This is a genomic window from Planctomycetota bacterium (assembly GCA_039182125.1).
Lineage (GTDB): Bacteria > Planctomycetota > Phycisphaerae > Tepidisphaerales > Tepidisphaeraceae > JBCDCH01.
The window spans coordinates 82,114-102,134 of record JBCDCH010000005.1 but is presented as its reverse complement, the minus strand read 5'-3'; the positions used below and the strand labels follow the sequence as shown (position 1 = coordinate 102,134).

At 62.7% G+C, this 20,021-nt stretch carries 31 protein-coding genes; all 31 read right to left on the bottom strand.

Annotated elements, in window-relative coordinates:
* Nucleotides 1-760, bottom strand: a 760-nt coding sequence (locus tag AAGD32_02545; protein MEM8873115.1) for a glycosyltransferase, incomplete at its 3' end; no start/stop codon positions are given.
* Nucleotides 761-1,022: 262 nt separating this feature from the next.
* A complete protein-coding gene (gene rplQ, locus AAGD32_02540) occupies nt 1,023-1,595 on the bottom strand; it encodes a 50S ribosomal protein L17 (protein MEM8873114.1) in 573 nt (190 codons plus the stop codon).
* Nucleotides 1,596-1,646: 51 nt separating this feature from the next.
* Nucleotides 1,647-2,756, bottom strand: a complete 1,110-nt coding sequence (locus AAGD32_02535) for a DNA-directed RNA polymerase subunit alpha (GenBank protein ID MEM8873113.1) — start codon at nt 2,754-2,756, stop codon at nt 1,647-1,649.
* Nucleotides 2,757-2,861: 105 nt separating this feature from the next.
* Complete coding sequence (locus tag AAGD32_02530; protein ID MEM8873112.1) at nt 2,862-3,266, bottom strand: SMI1/KNR4 family protein; 405 nt, start codon at nt 3,264-3,266, stop codon at nt 2,862-2,864.
* Nucleotides 3,267-3,269: 3 nt separating this feature from the next.
* Nucleotides 3,270-3,659, bottom strand: a complete 390-nt coding sequence (rpsK, locus tag AAGD32_02525; GenBank protein ID MEM8873111.1) for a 30S ribosomal protein S11 — start codon at nt 3,657-3,659, stop codon at nt 3,270-3,272.
* Between the two features lie 126 nt (nt 3,660-3,785).
* The gene (gene rpsM, locus AAGD32_02520; protein ID MEM8873110.1) at nt 3,786-4,163 is read right to left on the bottom strand and encodes a 30S ribosomal protein S13; all 378 of its coding nucleotides are present in this window, start codon (nt 4,161-4,163) and stop codon (nt 3,786-3,788) included.
* Nucleotides 4,164-4,203: 40 nt separating this feature from the next.
* Complete coding sequence (rpmJ, locus tag AAGD32_02515; GenBank protein ID MEM8873109.1) at nt 4,204-4,317, bottom strand: 50S ribosomal protein L36; 114 nt, start codon at nt 4,315-4,317, stop codon at nt 4,204-4,206.
* 141 nt (nt 4,318-4,458) lie between these two features.
* Nucleotides 4,459-5,253, bottom strand: coding sequence for a type I methionyl aminopeptidase (gene map, locus AAGD32_02510; protein ID MEM8873108.1), 795 nt, complete (start codon nt 5,251-5,253; stop codon nt 4,459-4,461).
* A gap of 138 nt (nt 5,254-5,391) precedes the next feature.
* On the bottom strand, nt 5,392-6,774 hold the full coding sequence (gene secY / locus AAGD32_02505) for a preprotein translocase subunit SecY (protein ID MEM8873107.1): 1,383 nt from the start codon (nt 6,772-6,774) through the stop codon (nt 5,392-5,394).
* A 166-nt stretch (nt 6,775-6,940) separates the two neighbouring features.
* On the bottom strand, nt 6,941-7,462 hold the full coding sequence (rplO, locus tag AAGD32_02500) for a 50S ribosomal protein L15 (GenBank protein MEM8873106.1): 522 nt from the start codon (nt 7,460-7,462) through the stop codon (nt 6,941-6,943).
* 59 nt (nt 7,463-7,521) lie between these two features.
* Nucleotides 7,522-8,313 (bottom strand): 30S ribosomal protein S5, encoded by a 792-nt coding sequence (gene rpsE / locus AAGD32_02495; protein ID MEM8873105.1) that lies wholly within the window; start codon nt 8,311-8,313, stop codon nt 7,522-7,524.
* Nucleotides 8,314-8,327: 14 nt separating this feature from the next.
* A complete protein-coding gene (gene rplR, locus AAGD32_02490; GenBank protein ID MEM8873104.1) occupies nt 8,328-8,699 on the bottom strand; it encodes a 50S ribosomal protein L18 in 372 nt (123 codons plus the stop codon).
* A gap of 54 nt (nt 8,700-8,753) precedes the next feature.
* A complete protein-coding gene (gene rplF, locus AAGD32_02485) occupies nt 8,754-9,302 on the bottom strand; it encodes a 50S ribosomal protein L6 (GenBank protein MEM8873103.1) in 549 nt (182 codons plus the stop codon).
* Between the two features lie 36 nt (nt 9,303-9,338).
* Nucleotides 9,339-9,740, bottom strand: a complete 402-nt coding sequence (gene rpsH / locus AAGD32_02480) for a 30S ribosomal protein S8 (protein ID MEM8873102.1) — start codon at nt 9,738-9,740, stop codon at nt 9,339-9,341.
* A 41-nt stretch (nt 9,741-9,781) separates the two neighbouring features.
* Nucleotides 9,782-10,051, bottom strand: coding sequence for a 30S ribosomal protein S14 (gene rpsN / locus AAGD32_02475; protein MEM8873101.1), 270 nt, complete (start codon nt 10,049-10,051; stop codon nt 9,782-9,784).
* Between the two features lie 27 nt (nt 10,052-10,078).
* A complete protein-coding gene (rplE, locus tag AAGD32_02470) occupies nt 10,079-10,657 on the bottom strand; it encodes a 50S ribosomal protein L5 (protein MEM8873100.1) in 579 nt (192 codons plus the stop codon).
* 57 nt (nt 10,658-10,714) lie between these two features.
* Nucleotides 10,715-11,065 (bottom strand): 50S ribosomal protein L24, encoded by a 351-nt coding sequence (gene rplX / locus AAGD32_02465; protein ID MEM8873099.1) that lies wholly within the window; start codon nt 11,063-11,065, stop codon nt 10,715-10,717.
* 2 nt (nt 11,066-11,067) lie between these two features.
* A complete protein-coding gene (rplN, locus tag AAGD32_02460; protein ID MEM8873098.1) occupies nt 11,068-11,460 on the bottom strand; it encodes a 50S ribosomal protein L14 in 393 nt (130 codons plus the stop codon).
* Between the two features lie 39 nt (nt 11,461-11,499).
* Nucleotides 11,500-11,784, bottom strand: coding sequence for a 30S ribosomal protein S17 (gene rpsQ, locus AAGD32_02455; protein ID MEM8873097.1), 285 nt, complete (start codon nt 11,782-11,784; stop codon nt 11,500-11,502).
* 30 nt (nt 11,785-11,814) lie between these two features.
* Nucleotides 11,815-12,018, bottom strand: a complete 204-nt coding sequence (gene rpmC, locus AAGD32_02450) for a 50S ribosomal protein L29 (protein ID MEM8873096.1) — start codon at nt 12,016-12,018, stop codon at nt 11,815-11,817.
* Between the two features lie 11 nt (nt 12,019-12,029).
* Entirely contained in the window at nt 12,030-12,452 is a 423-nt protein-coding gene (gene rplP / locus AAGD32_02445) for a 50S ribosomal protein L16 (protein ID MEM8873095.1), read from the bottom strand.
* A gap of 32 nt (nt 12,453-12,484) precedes the next feature.
* Nucleotides 12,485-13,186 (bottom strand): 30S ribosomal protein S3, encoded by a 702-nt coding sequence (gene rpsC / locus AAGD32_02440; protein MEM8873094.1) that lies wholly within the window; start codon nt 13,184-13,186, stop codon nt 12,485-12,487.
* A 35-nt stretch (nt 13,187-13,221) separates the two neighbouring features.
* Complete coding sequence (rplV, locus tag AAGD32_02435) at nt 13,222-13,569, bottom strand: 50S ribosomal protein L22 (protein ID MEM8873093.1); 348 nt, start codon at nt 13,567-13,569, stop codon at nt 13,222-13,224.
* 10 nt (nt 13,570-13,579) lie between these two features.
* A complete protein-coding gene (gene rpsS, locus AAGD32_02430; GenBank protein ID MEM8873092.1) occupies nt 13,580-13,849 on the bottom strand; it encodes a 30S ribosomal protein S19 in 270 nt (89 codons plus the stop codon).
* Between the two features lie 9 nt (nt 13,850-13,858).
* Nucleotides 13,859-14,728: a 50S ribosomal protein L2 gene (gene rplB / locus AAGD32_02425; GenBank protein MEM8873091.1), complete on the bottom strand. Its 870-nt coding sequence runs from the start codon at nt 14,726-14,728 to the stop codon at nt 13,859-13,861.
* 20 nt (nt 14,729-14,748) lie between these two features.
* Nucleotides 14,749-15,027, bottom strand: coding sequence for a 50S ribosomal protein L23 (gene rplW, locus AAGD32_02420; GenBank protein MEM8873090.1), 279 nt, complete (start codon nt 15,025-15,027; stop codon nt 14,749-14,751).
* On the bottom strand, nt 15,027-15,662 hold the full coding sequence (rplD, locus tag AAGD32_02415; protein MEM8873089.1) for a 50S ribosomal protein L4: 636 nt from the start codon (nt 15,660-15,662) through the stop codon (nt 15,027-15,029). Before rplD ends, rplW begins: the two co-directional genes overlap by 1 nt.
* Before the next feature lie 3 nt (nt 15,663-15,665).
* Nucleotides 15,666-16,328, bottom strand: a complete 663-nt coding sequence (rplC, locus tag AAGD32_02410; GenBank protein ID MEM8873088.1) for a 50S ribosomal protein L3 — start codon at nt 16,326-16,328, stop codon at nt 15,666-15,668.
* Nucleotides 16,329-16,562: 234 nt separating this feature from the next.
* Complete coding sequence (gene rpsJ / locus AAGD32_02405) at nt 16,563-16,877, bottom strand: 30S ribosomal protein S10 (GenBank protein MEM8873087.1); 315 nt, start codon at nt 16,875-16,877, stop codon at nt 16,563-16,565.
* Nucleotides 16,878-17,108: 231 nt separating this feature from the next.
* Nucleotides 17,109-17,522 (bottom strand): GtrA family protein, encoded by a 414-nt coding sequence (locus AAGD32_02400; GenBank protein MEM8873086.1) that lies wholly within the window; start codon nt 17,520-17,522, stop codon nt 17,109-17,111.
* The gene (locus AAGD32_02395) at nt 17,519-19,966 is read right to left on the bottom strand and encodes an HlyD family efflux transporter periplasmic adaptor subunit (GenBank protein ID MEM8873085.1); all 2,448 of its coding nucleotides are present in this window, start codon (nt 19,964-19,966) and stop codon (nt 17,519-17,521) included. Before AAGD32_02395 ends, AAGD32_02400 begins: the two co-directional genes overlap by 4 nt.
* Nucleotides 19,967-20,021: the final 55 nt, after the last annotated feature.

Here is a 20,021-nt window from a genome sequence, read left to right as displayed (position 1 = left end):
AGCTGAGGTCCATGTCTTCGGTGAGCGTGTCGTGCTGCCAGCCGCCGGCGTCGTCGATGCAGGCCTTCCGCCAGACGCCGGCCGTGCCGTTGAAGTGCATCCACGCGCCGCTGCGGTTGCGGGCGGTGTGCTCGATGACGAAGTGGCCGTCGAGGAAGATGGCCTGCGACTTGGTCAGCATCGACGCGTCGCGATTGAGGTGATCCCAGCGGACCTGCACCATGCCGATCTTGTCGTCGCTGAAATGGTCGACGACGTTGCGGAGCAGATCGGGCTTGGGGACGAAGTCGGCATCGAAGATCGCGATGAACTCGCCGGTGGCGGTCTTCATGCCCTCGGCGAGCGCGCCGGCTTTGTAGCCAGTCCGGTCGGTGCGATGCAGGAGACTGATGTCAACGCCCTGGGCTTTCCAACGGTCCACGGCGGCCTGGCTGATCTGTTCGGAACCGTCGGTGCTGTCGTCGAGCACCTGGACCTCGAGTAACTCACGCGGGTAGTCGAGGTTGCACGCGGCGTCGATGACCCGCTCGCTGACCAGCCCCTCATTGAACATCGGCAGTTGCACGGTCATCCGCGGCAACTGCGTAAACGGCTCGGCCGGGGTGTGGCGAACGTCGCGGTGCTTCCAGTAGAGCCAGGTCAGCGCGTACCGGTGTGCCCCATAAGCGGCAATGACGCACAAGGTGACGACGTAAATCGCCAACAGCAGCGCGCTGCCGACGGTGAGATCATTGGTGAGTTCGTACCAGAGAACAGACATGGGGTTCGCTCAACTATTGCGCGGCGTGAGCAGCTGGGAAGCAAGGTTTACGCCAACAGTGACGCGGAGGCAATTATTATCCGACCAACAGGTCGGCTGCATGTGCTATTAGCGGTAGGTCTCGCTGGCCCCGAAGTTGCACAACTCGCTCAGAGATTAAACGCAGCATAGCACGTAAATCCGGCTCAAACATTGAAAAACGGCGATGAAGCCCGCTTCCGGGCCTCATCGCCGCTCACTTTTGGGGGCTATGTCGCCGGACTTACGCCTCTTCGGTTGCGGCTTCTTCTTCGGCGGCTTCCGGCCCGGCGGGCACGGTCTGGCGTTGCGGGGCTTTGCCGCCGCGGGTCTTGGCGAACTGGAAGCGACGCTCGTTGCGGGCCTTGCGATGGCCCGCGGACTTCCTGACGGTGCCGGTCGGCTTCTCGGTGCCGCCCAGCTCGTCGTCGACCAGCGAGATCATCACCCAGTCGCCGGCATCGCCGATGCGGTAGGTTCCCAAGCGGACGATGCGGGTGTAACCGCCGTTGCGGTCGGAAAACTTCGGAGCAACGTCGTTGAACAGCTTCTGCACGACGGTCTGGCCGGTGAATTCCTGGTTCTCGTCGACGAGCCGACGATCCTGCATGAGCGAGATCACCCGGCGGCGACTGTGCAGATCACCCTTCTTGGCCAGGGAAATGAGCTTATCGACGAAGCCTCGCAGTTCCTTGGCCTTGGGGAGCGTGGTCTTGATGCTGCCGTGCTCGAACAGGGACTGGGCCTGGTTACGACGCATTGCGACGCGGTGCTCGGTGTCGCGGCTGAGTTGACGGCCTTTGCGGTTGTGGCGCATGGTGCTTTCCTAACTGAATCTGTCGGGCCCACACAGTAGGCACCGAAATCGTTACTCGGTCGCGTCCTCGGACATCTCGGCCGATGCTTCGGCCGAGTCGTTGTCATCGTCGGGCATGACGAAAGAGTCCATCACCGCCGGGGCTTCGCCGACCTTCGGCAGGTTGTTCAGGTCCATGCCCAAGGACAGACCCATGTCGGCCAGCTTCTTCTTCACTTCCTTGAGGCTGGTTTTGCCGAAGGAGCGGACCTTGAGCAAGTCCGACTCGTTCTGCTGGACCATCTCGCGGACGGTGCTGATGCGGGCGGACTCGAGGCAGTTGTTGGCACGGACCGAGAGGTCGAGTTCCTGCACGGTCATGTTCAGCTTCTGCTCGAGCTCGGGATCGACGTTCGGCGTGGCGGACTCGGCCATGCCGCTCACCGCCTCGGCGCTGGCGACTTCCTCGCCCAGCTCGAAGTAGCTCACGAACGGGTTGAGGTGCTTACGCAGGATCTTCGCGGCTTCGACCACGGCCATCTCCGGCGAGACGGTGCCGTCGGTCCAGACTTCAAGGATGAGCTTGTCGTAGTCGGTCCGCTGACCGACGCGGGCGTTCTCGGTGTTGTAGCGGACGCGGGTGACCGGGGAGAAGATCGAGTCGACGGCAATGATGCCCAGTTCGACCTCTTCGCCGCTGTCACGATTCTCGTTGGCACTGCGGAAGCCGCGGCCCCTGCTGACGGTCAGCGTCAACTCGAAATCGACATCCTCGGACAGCGTCGCGATGACGTGATCGGGATCGACGATCTGCACGTCGGGGTGAAGCTCGAACTCGCCGGCGGTCACAACGCCCGCGGTGTTACGGCTCACGGTGATCTCGCGCGGCTCGTCGCCTTCGAGGCTCACGATCAGCGACTTGATGTTCAGGATGATGTCGGTGACATCCTCGAGCACGCCGGGCAGCGACGTGAACTCGTGATCCGCCCCCTTGATCCGCATCTGCGTCACGGCCGCCCCTTCGAGCGACGACAACAGAATGCGGCGGAGCGAGTTGCCGACCGTGGTGCCAAAGCCACGCTCGAACGGCTCGGCGGCGAAGCGGCCGAACGTTTCACTGGACACGTTTTCGTCGAGTTCGACTCGGGCCGGCAGTTCCAGGCCACGCCATTGCATACGCATGTGTTTGCTCCGTTGAGGGGTTGCGGGTTAACCGAAAATGCCGGGCAGATTGCGGGGCGTTACCGCTCTCAACGTCGAGAGCCATCTATGCCCTGCCTCGCTGCGTCAGCGGGAGACGGGAAGGTCGGCGATGTTGTCAGCGACCTTCGTCATCCTCTGTGATTCGTGATCCCAGTGCCAAACGGCGGGATCGTAGTGTGATTCGTCCAACGGTAGAAGAAACAGGAAATCTCCACACCCATTTTCAGCGATCTTCAACAAACCCGCCGGCAACTCACATCCGAGGTCATATTCTTGCTGTGTTAAGCACTCAATGTCGTAACCATCTGTGAGCTTCTTGGTTTCCGGGGTGGTCGTATTGAGGATGCAGAACACTGGCCAACTTCCCCCTGAGACTTCGATCGTGCAAAAATTCCTAGGCTTGAGCTTCGCGATAAGCCCCGAGGGTAACTTTCGACCGAGGCGCCGCTCGGCCGCAGCCACCATCTCGTCTGGCAGGGGGAACCCCATAGCTCAAACGCGGCGCTTCTTCGGTGGGCGGCAGCCGTTGTGCGGCATCGGGGTCGTGTCCTCGATGCTGATCACACGGAGGCCGGCGTTCTGCAAGTTCAGGATCGCCTGCTCACGGCCGGCACCTGGGCCCTTGACCTTGACCTCGACCTCGATCATGCCGTGACGCTTGGCTTCCTGGCCGGCACGCTCGGCGGCGCGACCCGCAGCAAACGGGGTGTTCTTGCGGCTGCCCTTGAAACCAACGGCACCGGCGCTGCTCGCGCTGATGGTCTCGCCGGCGGGATCGGTGATGGTGACGATCGTGTTGTTGAACGTCGACTTGATGAACGCGACGCCGCGGGCTACGCCGCGACGGGCCTTCTTCTTGGTTTTTCCTTCTTTTTTGGCCATGGGGTGTTTCTCGGTTCAGCGGGTGACAGCGTGGTCGCCCTCGCCGGGGGGATGTTTATGTTGATGACAGTCGCCGCACATGGGCGGCCGCGCCGCTCCCGTTGCGCAGGAAGGACAAGAAAAGCTTTAGCCCTTGACGCCCTTCTTGCCCGCGACGGTCTTCTTCTTGCCTTTGCGGGTGCGGGCGTTGGATTGGGTGGACTGGCCGCGGACGGGCAGGCCGCGCCGGTGACGACCGCCGCGATAGCACTGGATCTCACGCAGCCGGGTGATGTCGTTGGCGACCTTGCGACGCAGGGCACCTTCGGTCAGGTAGCTGTTGTCGAGCACGGTCGAGATACGGCCCAACTCGTCCTCGGTAAGGTCGCTGGCCTTTTTCTCGGGCTCGATGTTCGCTTCCTTGAGCACGTCGTCGGCGAACTTGGGGCCGATGCCGTAGAGGTAGCGCAGCGAGATGCTGATCTTCTTGTTATTCGGGATGTCGACGCCGGCGAGACGGGGCATGGCTTTGTCCTAAATCGGGTGAATGCGCGATGCGAGCTTCTTAGCCCTGACGCTGCTTGTGCTTCGGGTTGATGCAGATCACGCGCACGACGCCCTTGCGGCGAACAATCTTGCAGTTTTCGCAAATGCGTTTGACGCTGGAACGGACTTTCATCGGTCGTGTCCTTATCAAGGCCGACGGGATCGTCCGTCGACAGGTCGTGCAGAAAAGAAACATGCCGCAATTCGCGGCGGTTCGGAGTATTGGCACGGTGTCAGTCACGGTCAACCGAAACCGGGCGTGGGCGGCATTTCCTCAGATCCCCCAAGCTTCTCGGCCGTCGGTGAGAACATCGACGCCATCGGCGGTGACCGCGACGGTGTGCTCGAAGTGACAGGCTTTGCCGCCGTTCTTGGCCACGATGGTCCACTCGTCATCGAGTTGTTCGACATACCGCGGACCAACGATGAGCATCGGCTCGACCGCAACGGTCAGCCCGGGACGGAGGGTAAAATCGCTCTTGAGCTGTTCGGGCGTCACGAAGTTGGGAACCTTGGGGTCCTCATGCATGGATTTGCCGATGCCGTGGCCGACGAACTCCTGCACGACGCCGTAGCCGGCCTCCTCGGCGTGGTGCTGCATCAGACGGGCGATGTCGCTCCACTTCCGCCCCGGCTCCATCGTTTCGAGCGCGAGCCGCAGGGTCGACTTGCCGTGCTCGATCAGCCGGGCGGACTCCTCGTCGACATCACCGATGCCCACCGTCCACGCGTGATCGGCGCAGTGATTCTGGAACTTCATGCCCAAGTCGAACGTGACCACATCGCCATTCTCGAGCTTCCGTTTGGACGGGATGCCGTGGACGACTTCGTCGTTGACGGAGATGCAGATGGTCGCCGGGTAGCCCTCGCCGGGCTTGTAGGTCGGGTACCAACGGTTCATCGAGATCGCGCCGTGCTCGTCGAGCACCTGAGCCCCGAGCCGATCGAGCTCATCGGTGGTCATGCCCGGCTCGGCCGCGTCGCAGAGGGTCTTGATGACCGTGTGTGCGATGAAGCCGGACTTCCGCATGAGCTCCATCTCACGCCTAGATTTGAGAATGATCTTCATTTCCGGGACAAGGTCGTCCCGAAAAAGGGGTCAGGGTCCTTTTTCGAGCGGTACGGCTTGATGGGTCGAGTACGCATGCGGCGAAAAAGGACCCTGACCCCTTTTTCTTTCCCCTTTTTCTTTCCCGCATGCGCTTCACTAGTGATTGCGTCCCTTGATCCGCTTGCCCTTGGCGCCGGGGGAGTCGGCGAGGAAGCCGGAGTAGTTCCGCATGACCAGGTTCGCTTCGATCCGCTGGACCATGTCCAGCGCGACCGAGACGACGATCAGCAAGCCGGTACCACCGAGGAAGGCCGAAACCTCCCACGGAATGCCCATGTACGCCGCGACGACCATGGGGATGATCGCGATGATCGAAAGGAACGCCGCACCGACGAACGTGATCCGCATCATCACACGCTCGAGGTAGTCGGCCGTCCGCTTGCCCGGACGCAGCCCGGGAATGAACGAGCCGTAGTCACGCAACTGGTTGGCCATCTCCTTCGGTTGGAACTGGACGGTGGTCCAGAAGTACGCGAAGAAGTAGATCAGGATGACCTCGGTGATGATGTAGATGAAGCCGGTCTGCGCGAACTGGATGTTGAGCCAGGCAAAGGTGTTGCCGAAGAAGCCGTCCCAGTTGTTGGCTTGTCCGATACCGTCGAGGTAGCCCAGGAGCATGCCCGGGAAGAGCATGAGCGACTGCGCGAAGATGATCGGCATGACGCCACCATGGTTGACCCGCAGCGGAAGGAACTGCTTCTGGCCTCCGTAGACCTTGCGACCGCGGGTGTGCTTGGCCTGTTGAATCGGAATACGTCGCTGGGCCTGCGTGATCAGGATCGAGCCCATGACCACGAAGATGAACGACGCGATCAGGAAGATGATCTGACCAACGCCAATACCCGTGCCCGACGCATCGGCATCGAACCCGGTGATCAACTGCCCGATCGCCGCAGGCATGCGGGCGACGATGCCCGCGAGGATGATCAGCGAAACACCGTTGCCAAGCCCGTACTCGTCGACCTGTTCACCGAGCCACATCAGGAAGATACATCCGGTGGTGAGCGCGAGCGTGCCAAGGATCCAGAAGGTCATGGTGCCTTCCAGCGCGGTCTGAACCAACCCCTGATTGGTCATGTACGACAGCAAGAAGATCGACTGCAGCGCCGCGATCGGCACCGTCGCATAACGCGTCCATTCCTGAATCTTTCGCTGGCCGGTCTGGCCTTCCTTCTTGAGCTTCTCCAGCGCCGGGATCGTGGTGCCGAGCAACTGGAAGATAATCGACGCCGAGATGTACGGCATCACGCCCAAACCGAAGATCGTCGACTGGCTCAGATCGCCTCCGGAAAACAGCGACACATACGCCGCGAGTCGGGAGGCGGCATCGCCCTGCTCGAGAGCGCTGAACGCATCCTGGTCAATGCCGGGCAGCGGGATGTGATAGCCAACCCGGTAGATCATCAGCATGAACAGGGTGAATAGCACCTTGTTCCGCAACTCCGGGACACGAAATATGTTGGCGAAGGATTTGAGCATAACAAGCACCGACGCGGGTTGCGTGGGTCGGATGATAGTCGGGCTAGCACGCCCGAACCGATGTCGCCCCGAATGAAGCGAGGGACTCGGCTTCGAACACCAATCGGCCCAAAAGCCGGCGGGTTGTCGTGGCCAAGTCCCTCACTGCGTTGGGGGATGACGGGTGTTACTCGGAAGCCGGTGTCTCGTCGGTGGACGTTTCCGCCGCGGGCGCTTCTTCGACCGCGGCGGCGTATGCCTCGCCGGCCGGATTTTGGCAGGTGCCGCCGGCGGCTTCGATCTTCTTCTGGGCGCTGCCGCTGAACTTGTGGGCGAGGATCGTGAGCGCCTTGGTCAACTCGCCGTTGCCGAGAATCTTCACGCCGAGCTTGCCGTCCGGAACAAGACCGGCTTCCTGCAACGCGGCGGCGTCGACGATCTTGCCGGCGTCGAACTTCTTCTCGAGCGACGAGAGGTTGACGATGTGGTAGCGGGTTTCGAACTTGAAGTTCGAGAACCCGCGCTGACCAAAGCGCTTCGCGTGCTCGGTCTGACCACCCTCGTGGCCGACGCGGATGTGGGAACCGGTGCGGGAGCGGGCACCCTTGTGGCCGCGACCGCTGGTCTTGCCCTTGGAACCTTCGCCGCGTCCGAGACGCTGGCGACGTTTGTGCTTGAGTCCCTTAGTGATTTCGTGTCCGACGGACATGGTGTTTCGCCTTTCTTTGACTAGTCGGCCCGGCGAAGGGCCTCGCGTTGATGAGTGATTTAGCTGGCCACGGTCAGCGTGCCGGCCGAGTCGGGCAGATCGACACCGCGCATCTGCTTGACCTGGTCGGCGCTGCGGAGTTGACGCAGGGCGTCGATGGTGGCCTTGAGCAGGTTCTTCGGGCTGGTCGAGCCGTAGGCCTTGGTGAGAACGTCGGTGACGCCGGCGAGCTCGAGGAGCGGGCGGACAGTCTTGCCGGCGGTGACGCCGGTGCCGGGGTTGGCCGGGATGAGCTGCACGCGGCTGGTGCCGGAAGCGCCCAGTGCCGGGTGCGGAATGGTGGTGCCGACCATGGGGATTTTCTTCATGGTGCGGCGGGCCTCCTTGGTGGCCTTCTCGACGGCTGATGGAACCTCGTTGGCCTTGCCGTAACCGATGCCGACGGAACCGGCGCGATCACCGGCAACGACGAGTGCGGCGAAGCTGAACGTGCGGCCGCCCTTGACCACCTTCGAGCAGCGGTAGATACGGATGACGTTCGATTCGATGCCGTCGTCAGCGCCTTCATCACGACCGCGACCACGACCACGGCCGCGACCACGATCGCCGCCACGCTGACCGCCTTGCTGGCCACCACGCGGGGGACGTCCGCCGACGCGGGCCTCGGGAGCCTTGCCTTCGCCGCCACCGGTGAAGGTGCCGCCGGCAGCCGCGGGCGAAGGTGCCGCGTCGGTCTTGGCCGTCTCGGCGGGTGCCTCGGCGGCGGGACCGTCGGCCTGCGGCGAGATCTGGGCCGGCTCGGTCGGCGTGACTTCCGGGGCGTTGTCTGTCGTTTTCGTCTCGTCTGACATGCTGATTTTCCGCTTTAGAACTCGAGTCCGCCCTCACGGGCCGCGTCGGCCAACGCCTTCACGCGGCCATGGTAGCGTCGACCGTTTCGGTCGAACACGATCTTGGTGATGCCGGCCGACTTGGCCTTTTCGGCAATGGCGACGCCGACCTTCTTGGCCGACTCCAGGTCCCCACCGTGCTTGGCTTCGCCAAGAATGGCGGCCTGCTTGCTGCTTGCCGCGGCGAGGGTCTTGCCTTCGATGTCGTCGATGATCTGGGCTTCGATGTGCTTGTTGGAGCGGAACACCGAGAGGCGCGGCCGTTGGGGCGAGCCGGAGACACTGTTGCGGATGCTGAACTTCCGCCGGGTGTGCCGCTTGTTTTTGGCGATGACTTTGTTGCTCATGATGCGTTCCCTTCGTGCGACGGTGCCAACCGTCACCGGTGTGTGGGTGAATCCTTACTTCGCGCCGAAGCCCTTGCCCTGCTTGATGGTGACTTGCTCGTCGGCGTAGCGGATGCCCTTGCCCTTGTAAGGCTCGGGCTTGCGGACGTCGCGGACCTTGGCGGCGAACTGGCCGACCTTCTGCTTTTCGGGGCCGCTGACGGTGACGATACCGGGCGTGCCGGCTTCGCTCTTGACTTCGACACCGTCGGGGATGTCGACGGAGATTGTGTTGGCGTAACCGACGGTGAGGGCGAGCTTCTTGCCGCGAAGCTCGGCCTTGTAGCCGACGCCGTGGACTTCGAGCTTCTTTTCGTAGCCCTTGCTCACGCCCTCGATCATGTTGGCGATGATCGCGCGGGTGGTGCCGTGCAACGCTTTGGCCGGGCCCTGATCGTTGTCGCGGGTGACGACGACCTGATTCTCTTCCTGGGCGACGGAGATACGCGGATGGACGTCGAACTCGAGGGTGCCCTTGGGGCCCTTGGTCATGACGTGCTGGCCGCTGATCTTGACTTCGACGCCGGAGGTGATGTCGACGGGTTTCTTGCCGAGGCGGGACATGGGAATGTTTCCTTAGATGGTTTCAGGAAGCGGGGATTACGACACGGTGCAGAGCAGCTCGCCGCCGATGTTGGACTCGCGGGCGATGCGGTCAGAGACGACGCCGCGGCTGGTGGAGACCACGGCGATTCCGAGGCCGTTGAGCACGCGGGGCATGTCGGCGACGCCCTTGTAGACGCGACGGCCGGGCTTGGAGACGCGGTCGATGGTGTGGATCGCCTTCTCGCCGGCGAGGTTGTACTTGAGCTTGATGCGGATCAGGCCCTGACCGGACTTGTCGTCGACGGTCTCGAAGTCTTCGATGAAGCCCTCGTCCTTGAGAACGTTGGCGATGCCGGTGCAGATCTTGCTGCGCTTGACCTGCACATTGCGACGGCCAACACGGTTGGCGTTGCGGATGCGGGTCAGCATATCGGCGATGGGGTCTTGCATGCTCATGGGGGAATTCCAGATTGCAGATGTGAGATGGCCGAAGCCGATTACCAGCTGGCCTTTTTCATGCCGGGGATTTGGCCTTTGAGCGACAGCTCGCGGAGCATGATGCGAGAGATCTTGAACTTCCGCAGGTAGCCGCGGCTACGCCCGGTGATCTGGCAGCGGTTCTTGCTGCGGGTCGGGCTGGAGTCACGCGGGAGCTTTGCGAGAGCGGCGTAATCGCCTTCCTTCTTGAGCTGCTGACGCTTCTCGTAGAGGCGGTCGATGAGCTCTTGGCGACGCTTCTGTTTGCTGATCCAAGCTTTGGTGGCCATGGTTCTTGTCCTTCTTGCTGAAGCGGCTTAAGCGGCTTTGGCGTCTTTCTCGGGCTTGCGGAACGGGAAGTCGAAACCGTCAAGCAGGGCGCGACCTTCTTCAACGTTGCTGCCGGTGTTGACCAGGGTGATGTGCATGCCCTGGGTGAACTGGATGGCGGCCGAATCGATCTCAGGGAACACCGTCTGCTCGGTCAGGCCGAACGTGTAGTTGCCCTGCTTGTCGAAGCCCTTGGTGGGCAGGCCGCGGAAGTCCTTCACCCGCGGGATGGCCAGGTTGATTAGGCGGTCGAGGAACTCGTACATGCGGGCACCGCGGAGGGTGACTTTCAGGTGCGTTTCCTGACCTTCGCGGATCTTGAAGGCGGCGACCGATTTCTTGGCCTTGATGCGGACGCACTTCTGTCCGGCGATGCGGGTCAGTTCCTTCTCGGCCTGGTCGAGCTTGGCTTTCTCGCCGGCGCTGACGGCCTTGCCCAAGCCCATGCTGATGACGATCTTGTCGAGCTTGGGCACGGCGTAGGCGTTGGTGATCGAGAACTTCTCTTTGAGCATCGGTACGACTTTCTCGTCGTAGTGCTGCTTGAGTCGGGGTTGGGTGGCCATCGGATATGCCTTTCGATGACGCCGGGAACAACCGGTGTCGGGTGGCGTGGTGGTTCGTTACTTGCTGGCGGACTTCTTGACGGGACCCAGACTCGCGCCGGACTTCACGGCAACGCGATGCTTGACGCCGTCGCGCTCCTCGAAGCGAACGCGGGTCGGCTTGTCGGTCTCGGGGCAAACGGGCATCACGTTGGACGCATGGATCGGGGCGGAGATGGTGACCTTGCCGCCCTGCTGGTTCTGCTGGCTCGGTTTGACCATTTTGGTCTTGCGGTTCATGCCCTCGACGACGACCTTTTCGAGCGTGCCGTTGGCGTCGAACATGACTTTCTGGACACGGCCGGTCTTGCCCTTGTCCTTGCCGGTGATGATGGCGACGTTGTCGCCGGTCTTGATGCGCTGTGCCATGACTAGATGACCTCCGAAGCGAGGGACACGATCTTCATGTAGTTCTTTTCACGCAGCTCACGTGCAACGGCACCGAAGATGCGGGTGCCTTTGGGATTGCCCTTCTCGTCGATGATGACGGCGGCGTTCTTGTCGAAGCGGACGCGGGACCCGTCGCGGCGGCGGGTGACGTAGCGGGTCCGAACGATCACGCAACGGACAACATCGCCGGACTTGGTGTCGGAGCCGGGCAGAGCCTTCTTGACCGAGCAGATAATGACGTCACCAATGCCGGCGGTCTTGCGGGTCAGGGCACCCTTGCCGCGGGAGGTGGAACCGCCCAGCACGCGGATGCACATCACCTGCTTGGCGCCGGTGTTGTCGGCCACGTCGAGATAGGATTCTTGTTGGATCATGGGGTGGTCCTTTACGAAGCGGGTCGGAACCCGCATGACTCAACGATTGTCCGGGGCCTTATCAAGCACTTCGAGCAAACGGTGGTGCTTGGTCTTGGAATAAGGACGACACTCGGCGATCTTGACCACGTCACCCTCGCCGGCGAGACCCTGCTCGTCGTGGCACTGGAGCACGGTACGGCGGTTGATGTACTTGCCGTACTTGGGGTGCTTGGTCTGGTAGGTGATCTGCACCTTGATCGTCTTGTTCGCCTTGGCGGAGGTGACGACACCCTCGCGGGTGCGAAGCTCGTTACGCTCGGCGGTGTTGGTTTCGGAGGCCATGGACAATGCTTTCTAGTCGGGCTTTCGTGTTCAGGAGGCCGAGTTGCTGAGCTTGCGCTCGTGCAGGAGGGTCTTGATGCGGGCGATCTGGCGCTTGCCCTTCTTGAACTGGCTGGTGTCCTCGACCTTCTCGGTCACGGACTGCTGACGCAGGTCGAAGAGCTTGCGTTGGGTTTCGACCAGCAACTGATTCAACGCCTGATCATCTTTCTCGCGGAGGTCTTTGTTCTTCATGGTCAAACTCCTCAGGCGACGGCGGTGCGACGGTGGATGAACCGGGTGCGGACCGGCATCTTGTGGGCCACGCGGGCTAGGGCTTGCTTGGCGAGGGTCTCGCTGACGCCGGCGATTTCGTAGAGCACGGTGCCCGGCTTCACGACGGCACACCAGTAGTCGATGTCGCCCTTGCCTTTACCCATCCGGGTTTCCAGGGGCTTGCCGGAAACGGACTTGTTCGGGAACACGCGGATGTACAGCTTGCCTTCACGGCGTAGAAAGTGACTGACCGCGATACGACCGGCTTCCAGTTGGCGGGCGGTGACCCAACCGGGGTCGGTCGACTGGAGGCCGTACTCGCCGAAGCTCACGACGTTGCCGCGGGTCGCATTGCCGCGGATCTTGCCGCGCATGCTTTTGCGGTACTTCACTCGACGGGGCATCATTTGCATGGTGTGTCTCCTGACTTTCGTGAGCTAACTGATCAACCGCGGCGACCGCGACGGAACGGACCACCCGGACGCACGTCCGTGTCCTGCACTTCTTCACCGAAGCGGCCCTTGTAGATCCAAATCTTCACGCCGATGACGCCGGCGGCGGTCTTGCTGATCGCGTAGCCGTAGTCGACGTTCGCCTGCAACGTGGTTAGCGGAACGCTGCCCATGGTTTGCTTCTGGCTGCGAGCGATCTCGGCACCGTTCAATCGGCCGCCGACCTGAATGCGAATGCCCTTGGCCCCGGCGTTGATCGTGCCTTCCATGCGCATCTTCAGCACGCGGCGGAAGCTGGCGCGGCGCTTGAGCTGTTCGGCGATGCCCTCGGCGACCAACTGGGCGTTGAGGTCGGGGTTCTTGATCTCGATGACCTTGATCGGGGCGACCTTGCGGTGAATCAGGTCTTCGATCGCCTCGCGGAGCTTGTCGACCTCGGCACCCTTGGGGCCGATGACCAGGCCGGGGCGCGCGGTCTTGATCTCGATCTCCACTTCCTCACGCGTCCGCTTGATCAGCACATCAGCGACGGCTGCGAACGGCGGGCGGCGGTTGAGCCGCTCGTCGAGGAGTTGGCGGATCTTGTAGTCCTCGACGAGGAACTCGCCGAAGGCTTTCTTCGGTGCGTACCACTTGGATTTGTGATCCTCGGTGATACCGACGCGGAAGCCGAGGGGGTGAACTTTCTGGCCCATGGTGTTTGTTCCTTGGAGTGGTCTGGGTTCTCGGCTTAATCGTCGTCGCCGTCGGACACGCTCACGACGACATGGCTGGTGCGCTTCATGATCGGATGGGCCTTGCCGCGGTCCTTGGGTTGGAACCGCTTGATGGTCGGCCCTTCGTCGGCGCGGGCTTCACTGATGATCAGCGTGTCCTGCCCCGGGGTGGTCTGCTGGTCGTAGTAGTTCGCGACGGCGGACTTCACGGCCCGCTCGACAAAGACGCTGCCTCGCTGCTTGCTGAAGCGCAGAATGTTGAGGGCGTCGTCGACTTCGCGGCCCCGGACCATGTCCAGAACGAGCCGAATCTTCCGAGGGCTGATACGTGCGAAGCGGTGAGTTGCGGTGTATTCGGGCATGGGGATTACCTCACTTCTTCTTGTTCCCGCCGTGGCCGCGGAAGGTGCGGGTCGGGGCGAACTCGCCGAGCTTGTGCCCGACCATGTCTTCGGTGACGAACACCTTGATGTGCTTGCGACCGTCGTGAACTTCGAAGGTGTGTCCGACGAACTCGGGAACGATCGTGCAGGCGCGCTTCCACGTCTTGATCGCCCGCTTGGAACCGCTCTCGTTGAGCGCGTCCACCTTGAGGTAGAGCTTTTCGTCGACGTAGGGGCCTTTTTTGCTGCTGCGTGACATAATTCAACCTCAGTTGTTGACGGTAACCTTGCGCTGTTGGAACTTGCCCATCTTGCGGCGACGGAGGATGAGTTTTTCGGAGTGCTTCTTGCGATCGCGGGTGACGCCGCCCTTGGCGGGGACGCCGGTGCGGCTGACCGGGTGACGGCCGCCGTTGGAGCGACCTTCGCCACCGCCGAGCGGGTGGTCGATCGGGTTCTTGGCTTTCGCACGGGTGAGGGGACGGATACCGCGGTGACGGGTCCGGCCGGCCTTGCCCAGATCGACGTTCTGCCAATCGGAATTACCGACGCTGCCGATGGTCGCCCGGCATGCACTGAGCACACGACGCTGTTCACCGGAGGGAAGCGTGATGACGCAGTAGCGCCCTTCCTTCGCGGCCAACCGAGCCCGGTTGCCGGCGGAGCGGACGAGCTTGCCGCCCTGCCCGGGATTGAGCTCGATGTTGTGAATTTCCAGGCCCGGCGGGATGTCGCCGAGGGCCATGCAGTTGCCGACTTCGGGAGCCGCGCCCGGACCGGTGACGACGGTCATGCCGACGCCCAGACCTTCAGGAGCGAGGATGTAGGCCTTTTCACCGTCCTCGTACTGAATCAGGGCGATGAAGCAAGTGCGGTTCGGGTCGTACTCGATCGCGAGGACGGTCGCGTTGACGCCGTCCTTGCTGTTGCGGCGGAAGTCGATCTTGCGATAGAGCTGCTTGTTGCCGCCACCGCGACCGTGGGCGGTGATCTTGCCGTGGTGATTACGACCACCGGTTTTGACCTTGCGCTCGCAGAGCGACTTTTCCGGCTTGGTCTTGGTGACGGTCGCCTTGTAGTCGATGACCGATGCGTTGCGACGGCCCGGCGTGGTCGGCTTGTACTTTTTGACTGGCATGGTGGATGTCCTCCGGGTCGTTAGAACAGGTCGATACGGTCATCGCCGGCAAGAACGACGATGGCGCGTTTAACGTCGGGCTTCTTGGCGACACCAAACCGGTTCCGCTTGACCTTGCCCTTGCGGATGGCCATGCGAACGTCGGCGACGGTGACCTTGTACAGCTCTTCGATCGCCTTCTTGACCGTGTGCTTGTTTGCCGAGGGGTGGACGTGGAAGGAGTAGGCGTTGTGACGCCCGGCCTGCCAGGTGGACTTCTCGGTGACGATCGGCTTGAGGATGAGGCTGGTGGCTTCCATTAGTTGTCACCTTCCACGAACTGAGTCAGGCCGGCCTTGCTGATGAGCAGGTAGCGGTTGTTGAGCAGATCGCCGGCATTGAGCTGGCGAACGGTCGTGAGCCGGGCGTCGGCGAGGTTGCGGGTCGCGCGGCTGAAGTTGGGGTCCTTGAACTCGTCCTCGGTCCGGGCGACGAGCGTCCGGCGATTCAGTTCGAGGGCCTTGAACGCACCGGCCATGACCTTGGTCTTGGGCTCGCTGATCGAAACGTCGGCGACGACTTTCACGTCACCGGCTTCGAGCTTGGCGAGCAGCGCGTTGCGGCTGGCCAGGCGACGCTGCTTCTTGGGCATGTCGTGGCTGAAGTCGCGCGGCTTCTTGTTCATCGCGTGACCACCGCCGCGGCGGATCGGGTTGCGCTTGGGGCCCATACGGGCGTTGCCGGTGCCCTTCTGGCGGAAGAGCTTCTTTGTCGAGCCGGAGACCTGGCCGCGAGCCTTGGTCTGGACGGTGCCCTGCCGCTTGTTGGCGTGGTACATGACCAACGCCTGCTTGAGCAGGGGCTTATTGACCTCGCTGCCGAGCTTGGCCGGGTCGATGTCGATTTTCTCGACTTCCTCACCGGTGGTGAGATTGTAGACGGGTACGGAGATCATGGTTTATGCCTCCTCCTTCACGCGGGCGGTCTTGGACTTCTTGACGAAGAGCACGGCGTTCTTGCCGCCTGGCAGTGGGCCCTTGATGTAGAGCAGGTTGTGCTCGGCATTCACGCCGACCAGCGGGTGGTTGCGGGTGGTGACCCGCTCGTTGCCCATGCGGCCTGCCATGCGGATGCCCTTTTTCGGCTTACCCGTGCCCAGGTTCGACGAACGACCGCCGACCGAGCCGGGCGAGCGGTGCTTGCGTTCGGTACCGTGCGAGGCGGGCTGACCACCGAAGTTGTGCCGCTTCATGACGCCGGCGGTGCCTTTGCCCTTGGAGGTGCCGGTCACGTCGACGTACTGGATGCCCTCGAAGAGCGAGACGTCGATGACCTCGCCAACCTCTTTGTCGGTGGCCTCGGCGAGGCGGACTTCACGGTAGAACCGCTTGGGGGTCGTGCCGGCCTTGGCCGCGTGGCCGATCATCGGGAAGTTCGAGTGTTTAGCCTTCTGCTCCTCGAAACCGAGCTGGACGGCGTGGTAGCCGTCGGCGGTTTCGTCAGACTTGACCTGGGTAACGACGCAGGGGCCGGCCTCGACGACGGTCACGGGGATGTTCTTCCCGTCGGCGTCGAAGATGCGGGTCATGCCCACTTTGCGTCCAAGTAGTGCCGGAATCATTCGCGTTTCGGTCCAGAGCAACGCGGTCTCGCGCTGGTGGCCGCTCCTTGGGTGTAACTGCGACGAAAAACAAACTCGCCGCGGCGAGGCTTTCCCTTTCGGCAGGGAACGCAGGGGGTCTTGGCTGACCCTCTCGACCGGGCTTCATGCTTATGTGCCGGCGATCCCAATGACCGCTGGCGGATCCATCCACGAAAAAGGCCTCGCCACTTTCGGGACGAGGCCGGTCTTGAACTATGCGTTGGCCTTAATCTTCACGAACACACCGGCCGGGACCACGAGGCGATTGAGCGCTTCGATGGTGCGCGCGGTCGGCTCGGAGATGTCGATCATGCGCTTGTGCGTGCGCATCTCGAACTGCTCGCGAGACTTCTTGTCCACGTGTGGACCACGCAGGACGGTGTAGCGCTCGACGCGGGTCGGCAACGGCACGGGGCCGCAGACCTTCGCGTTGGTGCGCTTGGCCTGATCGACGATCTCCTTCGCGCTCGTGTCGAGGGCGCGGTGGTCGTAAGCTTCCATGCGGATGCGGATATGGTCGCTGCTCATCGGTCAGATTCCCGCGAGAACGATGCCGATCGTCGGCGTCGTTCCTGCCTGCAAGTTCAAATCAAGTTCCAAAAACAAGCCGCCCAACTTCCGCCGGGCGGCGTCCTTCACGCTACCAACCTGCCCGAAACCTTCAAAGTTTCGCTTAGGCGGTCGAGCACTGTAGGAACCACCCACAGGGGGTCAAACCGCTGCGACGATTTTTCAGCACTGTCGCGGCAGGCATTTGGGCTATCGGACCGACTCATCCTCCGCCCCGCCTTGCCCCCCGAACACGAACCGCCGGTAAAAGGCGAAGTATCCCAAAAACGCCAGCGCCGAAACAACGAACTGGGCCACGAAGTACGGCAGCTCGAAACCCTTGTGCAGAATCAGGAACAGCCCGTATTCGAGCAACCGGAAAGCGACGGTCGTCCCGGCAAAATGTGCTGCCTGACGATACCACCGGCGATCCTTGCCGCCGAAGACCACGTGCCGCGCCAGCAGAAAGTTCACGCACCACGTCACCACGTACGCAATCGCCACCGCCCAGGTTGTTCGAACGTCAAACCCCTCGTGCAACAACACCGCCGTCCCGATGTTGGTCGAGAAGCCGATCGCACTGCTTCCGCACCACTTGGCGAATTGCCAAACACCCCGCTTCACCCGGCATCCCGCAACCGCGTCAGCGCCATCACCGCGTACGCGGTTCCGTAAGGTTTGTGGTAGTCCCACATCGCGTAGTCCCAGAAACTGCCGTCCGCTTCCTGGTACGGGAGGACCATCTCGGCGACGGCTTCGGTGTGCTTGCCGTCGAGTTGCTCGACGAGCAGGCCGGCGTGGTACATGGCGTAGTAGTAGTAATAACCGCTGGTCTGGTACCACGCTTCGTGGGGAAACGGGCGCTTGCGGCCCATGTTCAGCCAGGCGTGTTCCTTCTGGAGCATCGTCAACGCCTGGTCGGCGTCGGCCGGGTCGCCGTGTTCATGGTCGTAGAGGCCCAGGGCCCAGACACAGGCCTGGGTTCGACCGACGGCGCCGCGCTCACGGTTGGCCCCCATCTGGGGCCGGTACTTCAGGCTGCCGCTGTAGAGGTAGGTGCCCAGCGGCGTGCGCATTTCGGCAAGGCGGCGGACGGCACGGTCGACCAACTCCCGCGGAACGTCGAGGCCGGCGGCCTTGGCTTCGTGGAGCGCGCCCAGCGCGGACGCGGTGCCGAAGGACGTCGGGGCCATGCTCGGCTGTTGCGTGCCGGCCTCGAAGTCGTAGTAGTTCCAGCCGCCGACATAGACTTCGTAAGACTTGAGTTTCTCGAGTTGCCAGTTGGCCGCGGCACGCATCTCTGCGTCGTCGGGCGTGCGTTGTAGCTCCCGGCTGAGTGCCTGTAACGCATAGGTGTGCGCCCAGGTGTTGTACATGATTCGGCTGTTGTCGCGTCGGGCATCGCCCTCTTCGACCAGGTAACGCACGGCCTTTCGGTACGCATCAGTGTCGCGGTGGCCGGCTTCGTCGAGGGCCATGGTGGCCAGCGCGGTGGTGGCGACGCGGAAGGCGTCGTGGCTGCCGGGAACCATGGAGTAGATCTCGGTACCGCGCGTCTCGGTGCCGGTGCCCCAGGAGCCGTCGTCGTTCTGATCCGCGATGAGGAATGCGACGGCGTCGCTAATCGCCTCGTCGATCGAATCTCGTCGGCGGACGGGTTGGAGGTACGGGTCATCGGCATCGGCGGGCCGGGTGGCCGGCTCCGCCGCCGGGTCAAAAGGGCGCGTGGCCGGACCGCCTTTCGTTTGGGCGGCGATCAGTTCCGCGGCCGCTGGCGGGCAGCAGTTGAGCTGACCCGCTGCTGAAGCCGTGGCCTTCGTGAGAGACACCGTGACGTTGGCGGTGCTGGCGGGGGCGATGTTGCTCGGGGCATCGACTTCGATGACGACCTTGAAGAAACGCTTTTGCCCCTTCTGCATCGGGGTCGGCGCGATGGAGACGATCGTTCCGACGACGGACTCGTCGATGGACGGGGTGGTGACTTCGACGCTGGTGCCGGGCTCGACATCGAAGCGGTTGGCTTCGGGCACGGACGCCTCGACCTGCATACTGCCGGGTCGGAGGAGCGTCATCAACACGCCCTGCGGTTTGAACTGGGTGCCGGTGTCGAACCGCGTCGGGTCACCGGCTGCCCACTGCTCGCCCTGCATCTGCCCGTACAAGAGCACGCCGTCAGCCGGTGCCTTGACCTCCAACAGCGCGGCATCGGCTTCAAGTTCCCCAAGGGCCTCGCGAGCCTTGTCGTCGGCGATCCGCTTGGTCTCGAGATTGGTCGCACGCTGCACCTGCGCAAGCTCCTGGGCAATGCGCGTCCGTTGCAGATTCTGCTCGGCCCTGGCGATGCGGTCGGCGATCGCGTCGCGCTGGACTTTGTAGTCGTACTCGAGGGTTTTCTTGCTACGAGCTTCGACCACGGCTTGGCGAGCCTTGATGCGTTCGAGTTGGCGGATGGCACGCTTGACGACGATGTCGGCCGTCGCGTTGGTCAGCTCCTCGCTCTTGTACATCTTGCGGAGTTGTTCGAGTTCCTCCTCGTTGTCGGCGATCGAGTCGAGGTTGCTCTGGATGGCGAGCTCGGCCCCGTATTGCAGGTTCTTCCCGTCGGCCTCATCGAACCAACGCAACGCCTCATGAGACTCGGCGACTTTCCGCTCGGCGGTCGCGAGTTCAAAAGTCTCGATCTCGGCGTCGAGCTTGGCCTGTGCCTGGGCGTTGCGGAGTTGGGCTTCGGCAAGAGTCAGGGCGCGTCGGGCGGCGTCACGTTGCTCGGCGAGATCGTCGGCCTTGAGCTCGAGAATCGTCTGGCCTTTGGTGACGGTCGCGCCGTGCGTCACGGCTTCGATGACTTCGACACTCCCGCCATAGGCCGCGAGATCGAGCTGGATCGCAACCGCATCCGCCGGGATGAACACCCCGGCGAAAGTCAGTTGCTCGGCCGCTTCTTCGGCCGGCGGCGCCTCGGCCGGCCCGGTGGCAGGCGTGACACCTTTGGGCGTAGGCGGCGGCGGGTCGGCAAGAACGATCGACGCGGCGATCAGCAACACAACAGCGGCGAGGCTTTGCTTCATACGAGGGTTGTAACACCTGCGCGGCCCACAGCGAAGTCCTTATCCAGACTATCAA

Bases quoted from the DNA above. Each gene is read 5' to 3' on its own strand.
- rplO (MEM8873106.1), bottom strand. From the start codon at position 7,462: ATGTCCGTCGGACACGAAATCACTAAGGGACTCAAGCACAAACGTCGC.
- rpsC (MEM8873094.1), bottom strand. From the start codon at position 13,186: ATGGGCCAGAAAGTTCACCCCCTCGGCTTCCGCGTCGGTATCACCGAG.
- rplQ (MEM8873114.1), bottom strand. From the start codon at position 1,595: ATGCGCCACAACCGCAAAGGCCGTCAACTCAGCCGCGACACCGAGCAC.
- secY (MEM8873107.1), bottom strand. From the start codon at position 6,774: ATGCTCAAATCCTTCGCCAACATATTTCGTGTCCCGGAGTTGCGGAAC.
- rpsJ (MEM8873087.1), bottom strand. From the start codon at position 16,877: ATGAGCAGCGACCATATCCGCATCCGCATGGAAGCTTACGACCACCGC.
- rpsM (MEM8873110.1), bottom strand. From the start codon at position 4,163: ATGCCCCGTCTCGCCGGCGTCGACATCCCGAATAACAAGAAGATCAGC.
- rpsS (MEM8873092.1), bottom strand. From the start codon at position 13,849: ATGTCACGCAGCAGCAAAAAAGGCCCCTACGTCGACGAAAAGCTCTAC.
- rpsH (MEM8873102.1), bottom strand. From the start codon at position 9,740: ATGAGCATGCAAGACCCCATCGCCGATATGCTGACCCGCATCCGCAAC.
- rplP (MEM8873095.1), bottom strand. From the start codon at position 12,452: ATGCAAATGATGCCCCGTCGAGTGAAGTACCGCAAAAGCATGCGCGGC.
- AAGD32_02535 (MEM8873113.1), bottom strand. From the start codon at position 2,756: ATGCGTATGCAATGGCGTGGCCTGGAACTGCCGGCCCGAGTCGAACTC.
- rplB (MEM8873091.1), bottom strand. From the start codon at position 14,728: ATGCCAGTCAAAAAGTACAAGCCGACCACGCCGGGCCGTCGCAACGCA.
- rpsQ (MEM8873097.1), bottom strand. From the start codon at position 11,784: ATGGCCTCCGAAACCAACACCGCCGAGCGTAACGAGCTTCGCACCCGC.
- rpmC (MEM8873096.1), bottom strand. From the start codon at position 12,018: ATGAAGAACAAAGACCTCCGCGAGAAAGATGATCAGGCGTTGAATCAG.
- rplN (MEM8873098.1), bottom strand. From the start codon at position 11,460: ATGATCCAACAAGAATCCTATCTCGACGTGGCCGACAACACCGGCGCC.
- AAGD32_02530 (MEM8873112.1), bottom strand. From the start codon at position 3,266: ATGGGGTTCCCCCTGCCAGACGAGATGGTGGCTGCGGCCGAGCGGCGC.
- rpsN (MEM8873101.1), bottom strand. From the start codon at position 10,051: ATGGCCACCAAAGCTTGGATCAGCAAACAGAAGCGTCGCCAAGAGCTC.
- rpsE (MEM8873105.1), bottom strand. From the start codon at position 8,313: ATGTCAGACGAGACGAAAACGACAGACAACGCCCCGGAAGTCACGCCG.
- rpsK (MEM8873111.1), bottom strand. From the start codon at position 3,659: ATGGCCAAAAAAGAAGGAAAAACCAAGAAGAAGGCCCGTCGCGGCGTA.
- rplV (MEM8873093.1), bottom strand. From the start codon at position 13,569: ATGCCCGAATACACCGCAACTCACCGCTTCGCACGTATCAGCCCTCGG.
- AAGD32_02395 (MEM8873085.1), bottom strand. From the start codon at position 19,966: ATGAAGCAAAGCCTCGCCGCTGTTGTGTTGCTGATCGCCGCGTCGATC.
- rplW (MEM8873090.1), bottom strand. From the start codon at position 15,027: ATGGAAGCCACCAGCCTCATCCTCAAGCCGATCGTCACCGAGAAGTCC.
- rplR (MEM8873104.1), bottom strand. From the start codon at position 8,699: ATGAGCAACAAAGTCATCGCCAAAAACAAGCGGCACACCCGGCGGAAG.
- rplC (MEM8873088.1), bottom strand. From the start codon at position 16,328: ATGATTCCGGCACTACTTGGACGCAAAGTGGGCATGACCCGCATCTTC.
- rplD (MEM8873089.1), bottom strand. From the start codon at position 15,662: ATGATCTCCGTACCCGTCTACAATCTCACCACCGGTGAGGAAGTCGAG.
- rplE (MEM8873100.1), bottom strand. From the start codon at position 10,657: ATGGCCACCCAACCCCGACTCAAGCAGCACTACGACGAGAAAGTCGTA.
- map (MEM8873108.1), bottom strand. From the start codon at position 5,253: ATGAAGATCATTCTCAAATCTAGGCGTGAGATGGAGCTCATGCGGAAG.
- rplF (MEM8873103.1), bottom strand. From the start codon at position 9,302: ATGTCCCGCCTCGGCAAGAAACCCGTCGACATCACCTCCGGCGTCGAA.
- rpmJ (MEM8873109.1), bottom strand. From the start codon at position 4,317: ATGAAAGTCCGTTCCAGCGTCAAACGCATTTGCGAAAACTGCAAGATT.
- rplX (MEM8873099.1), bottom strand. From the start codon at position 11,065: ATGGCACAGCGCATCAAGACCGGCGACAACGTCGCCATCATCACCGGC.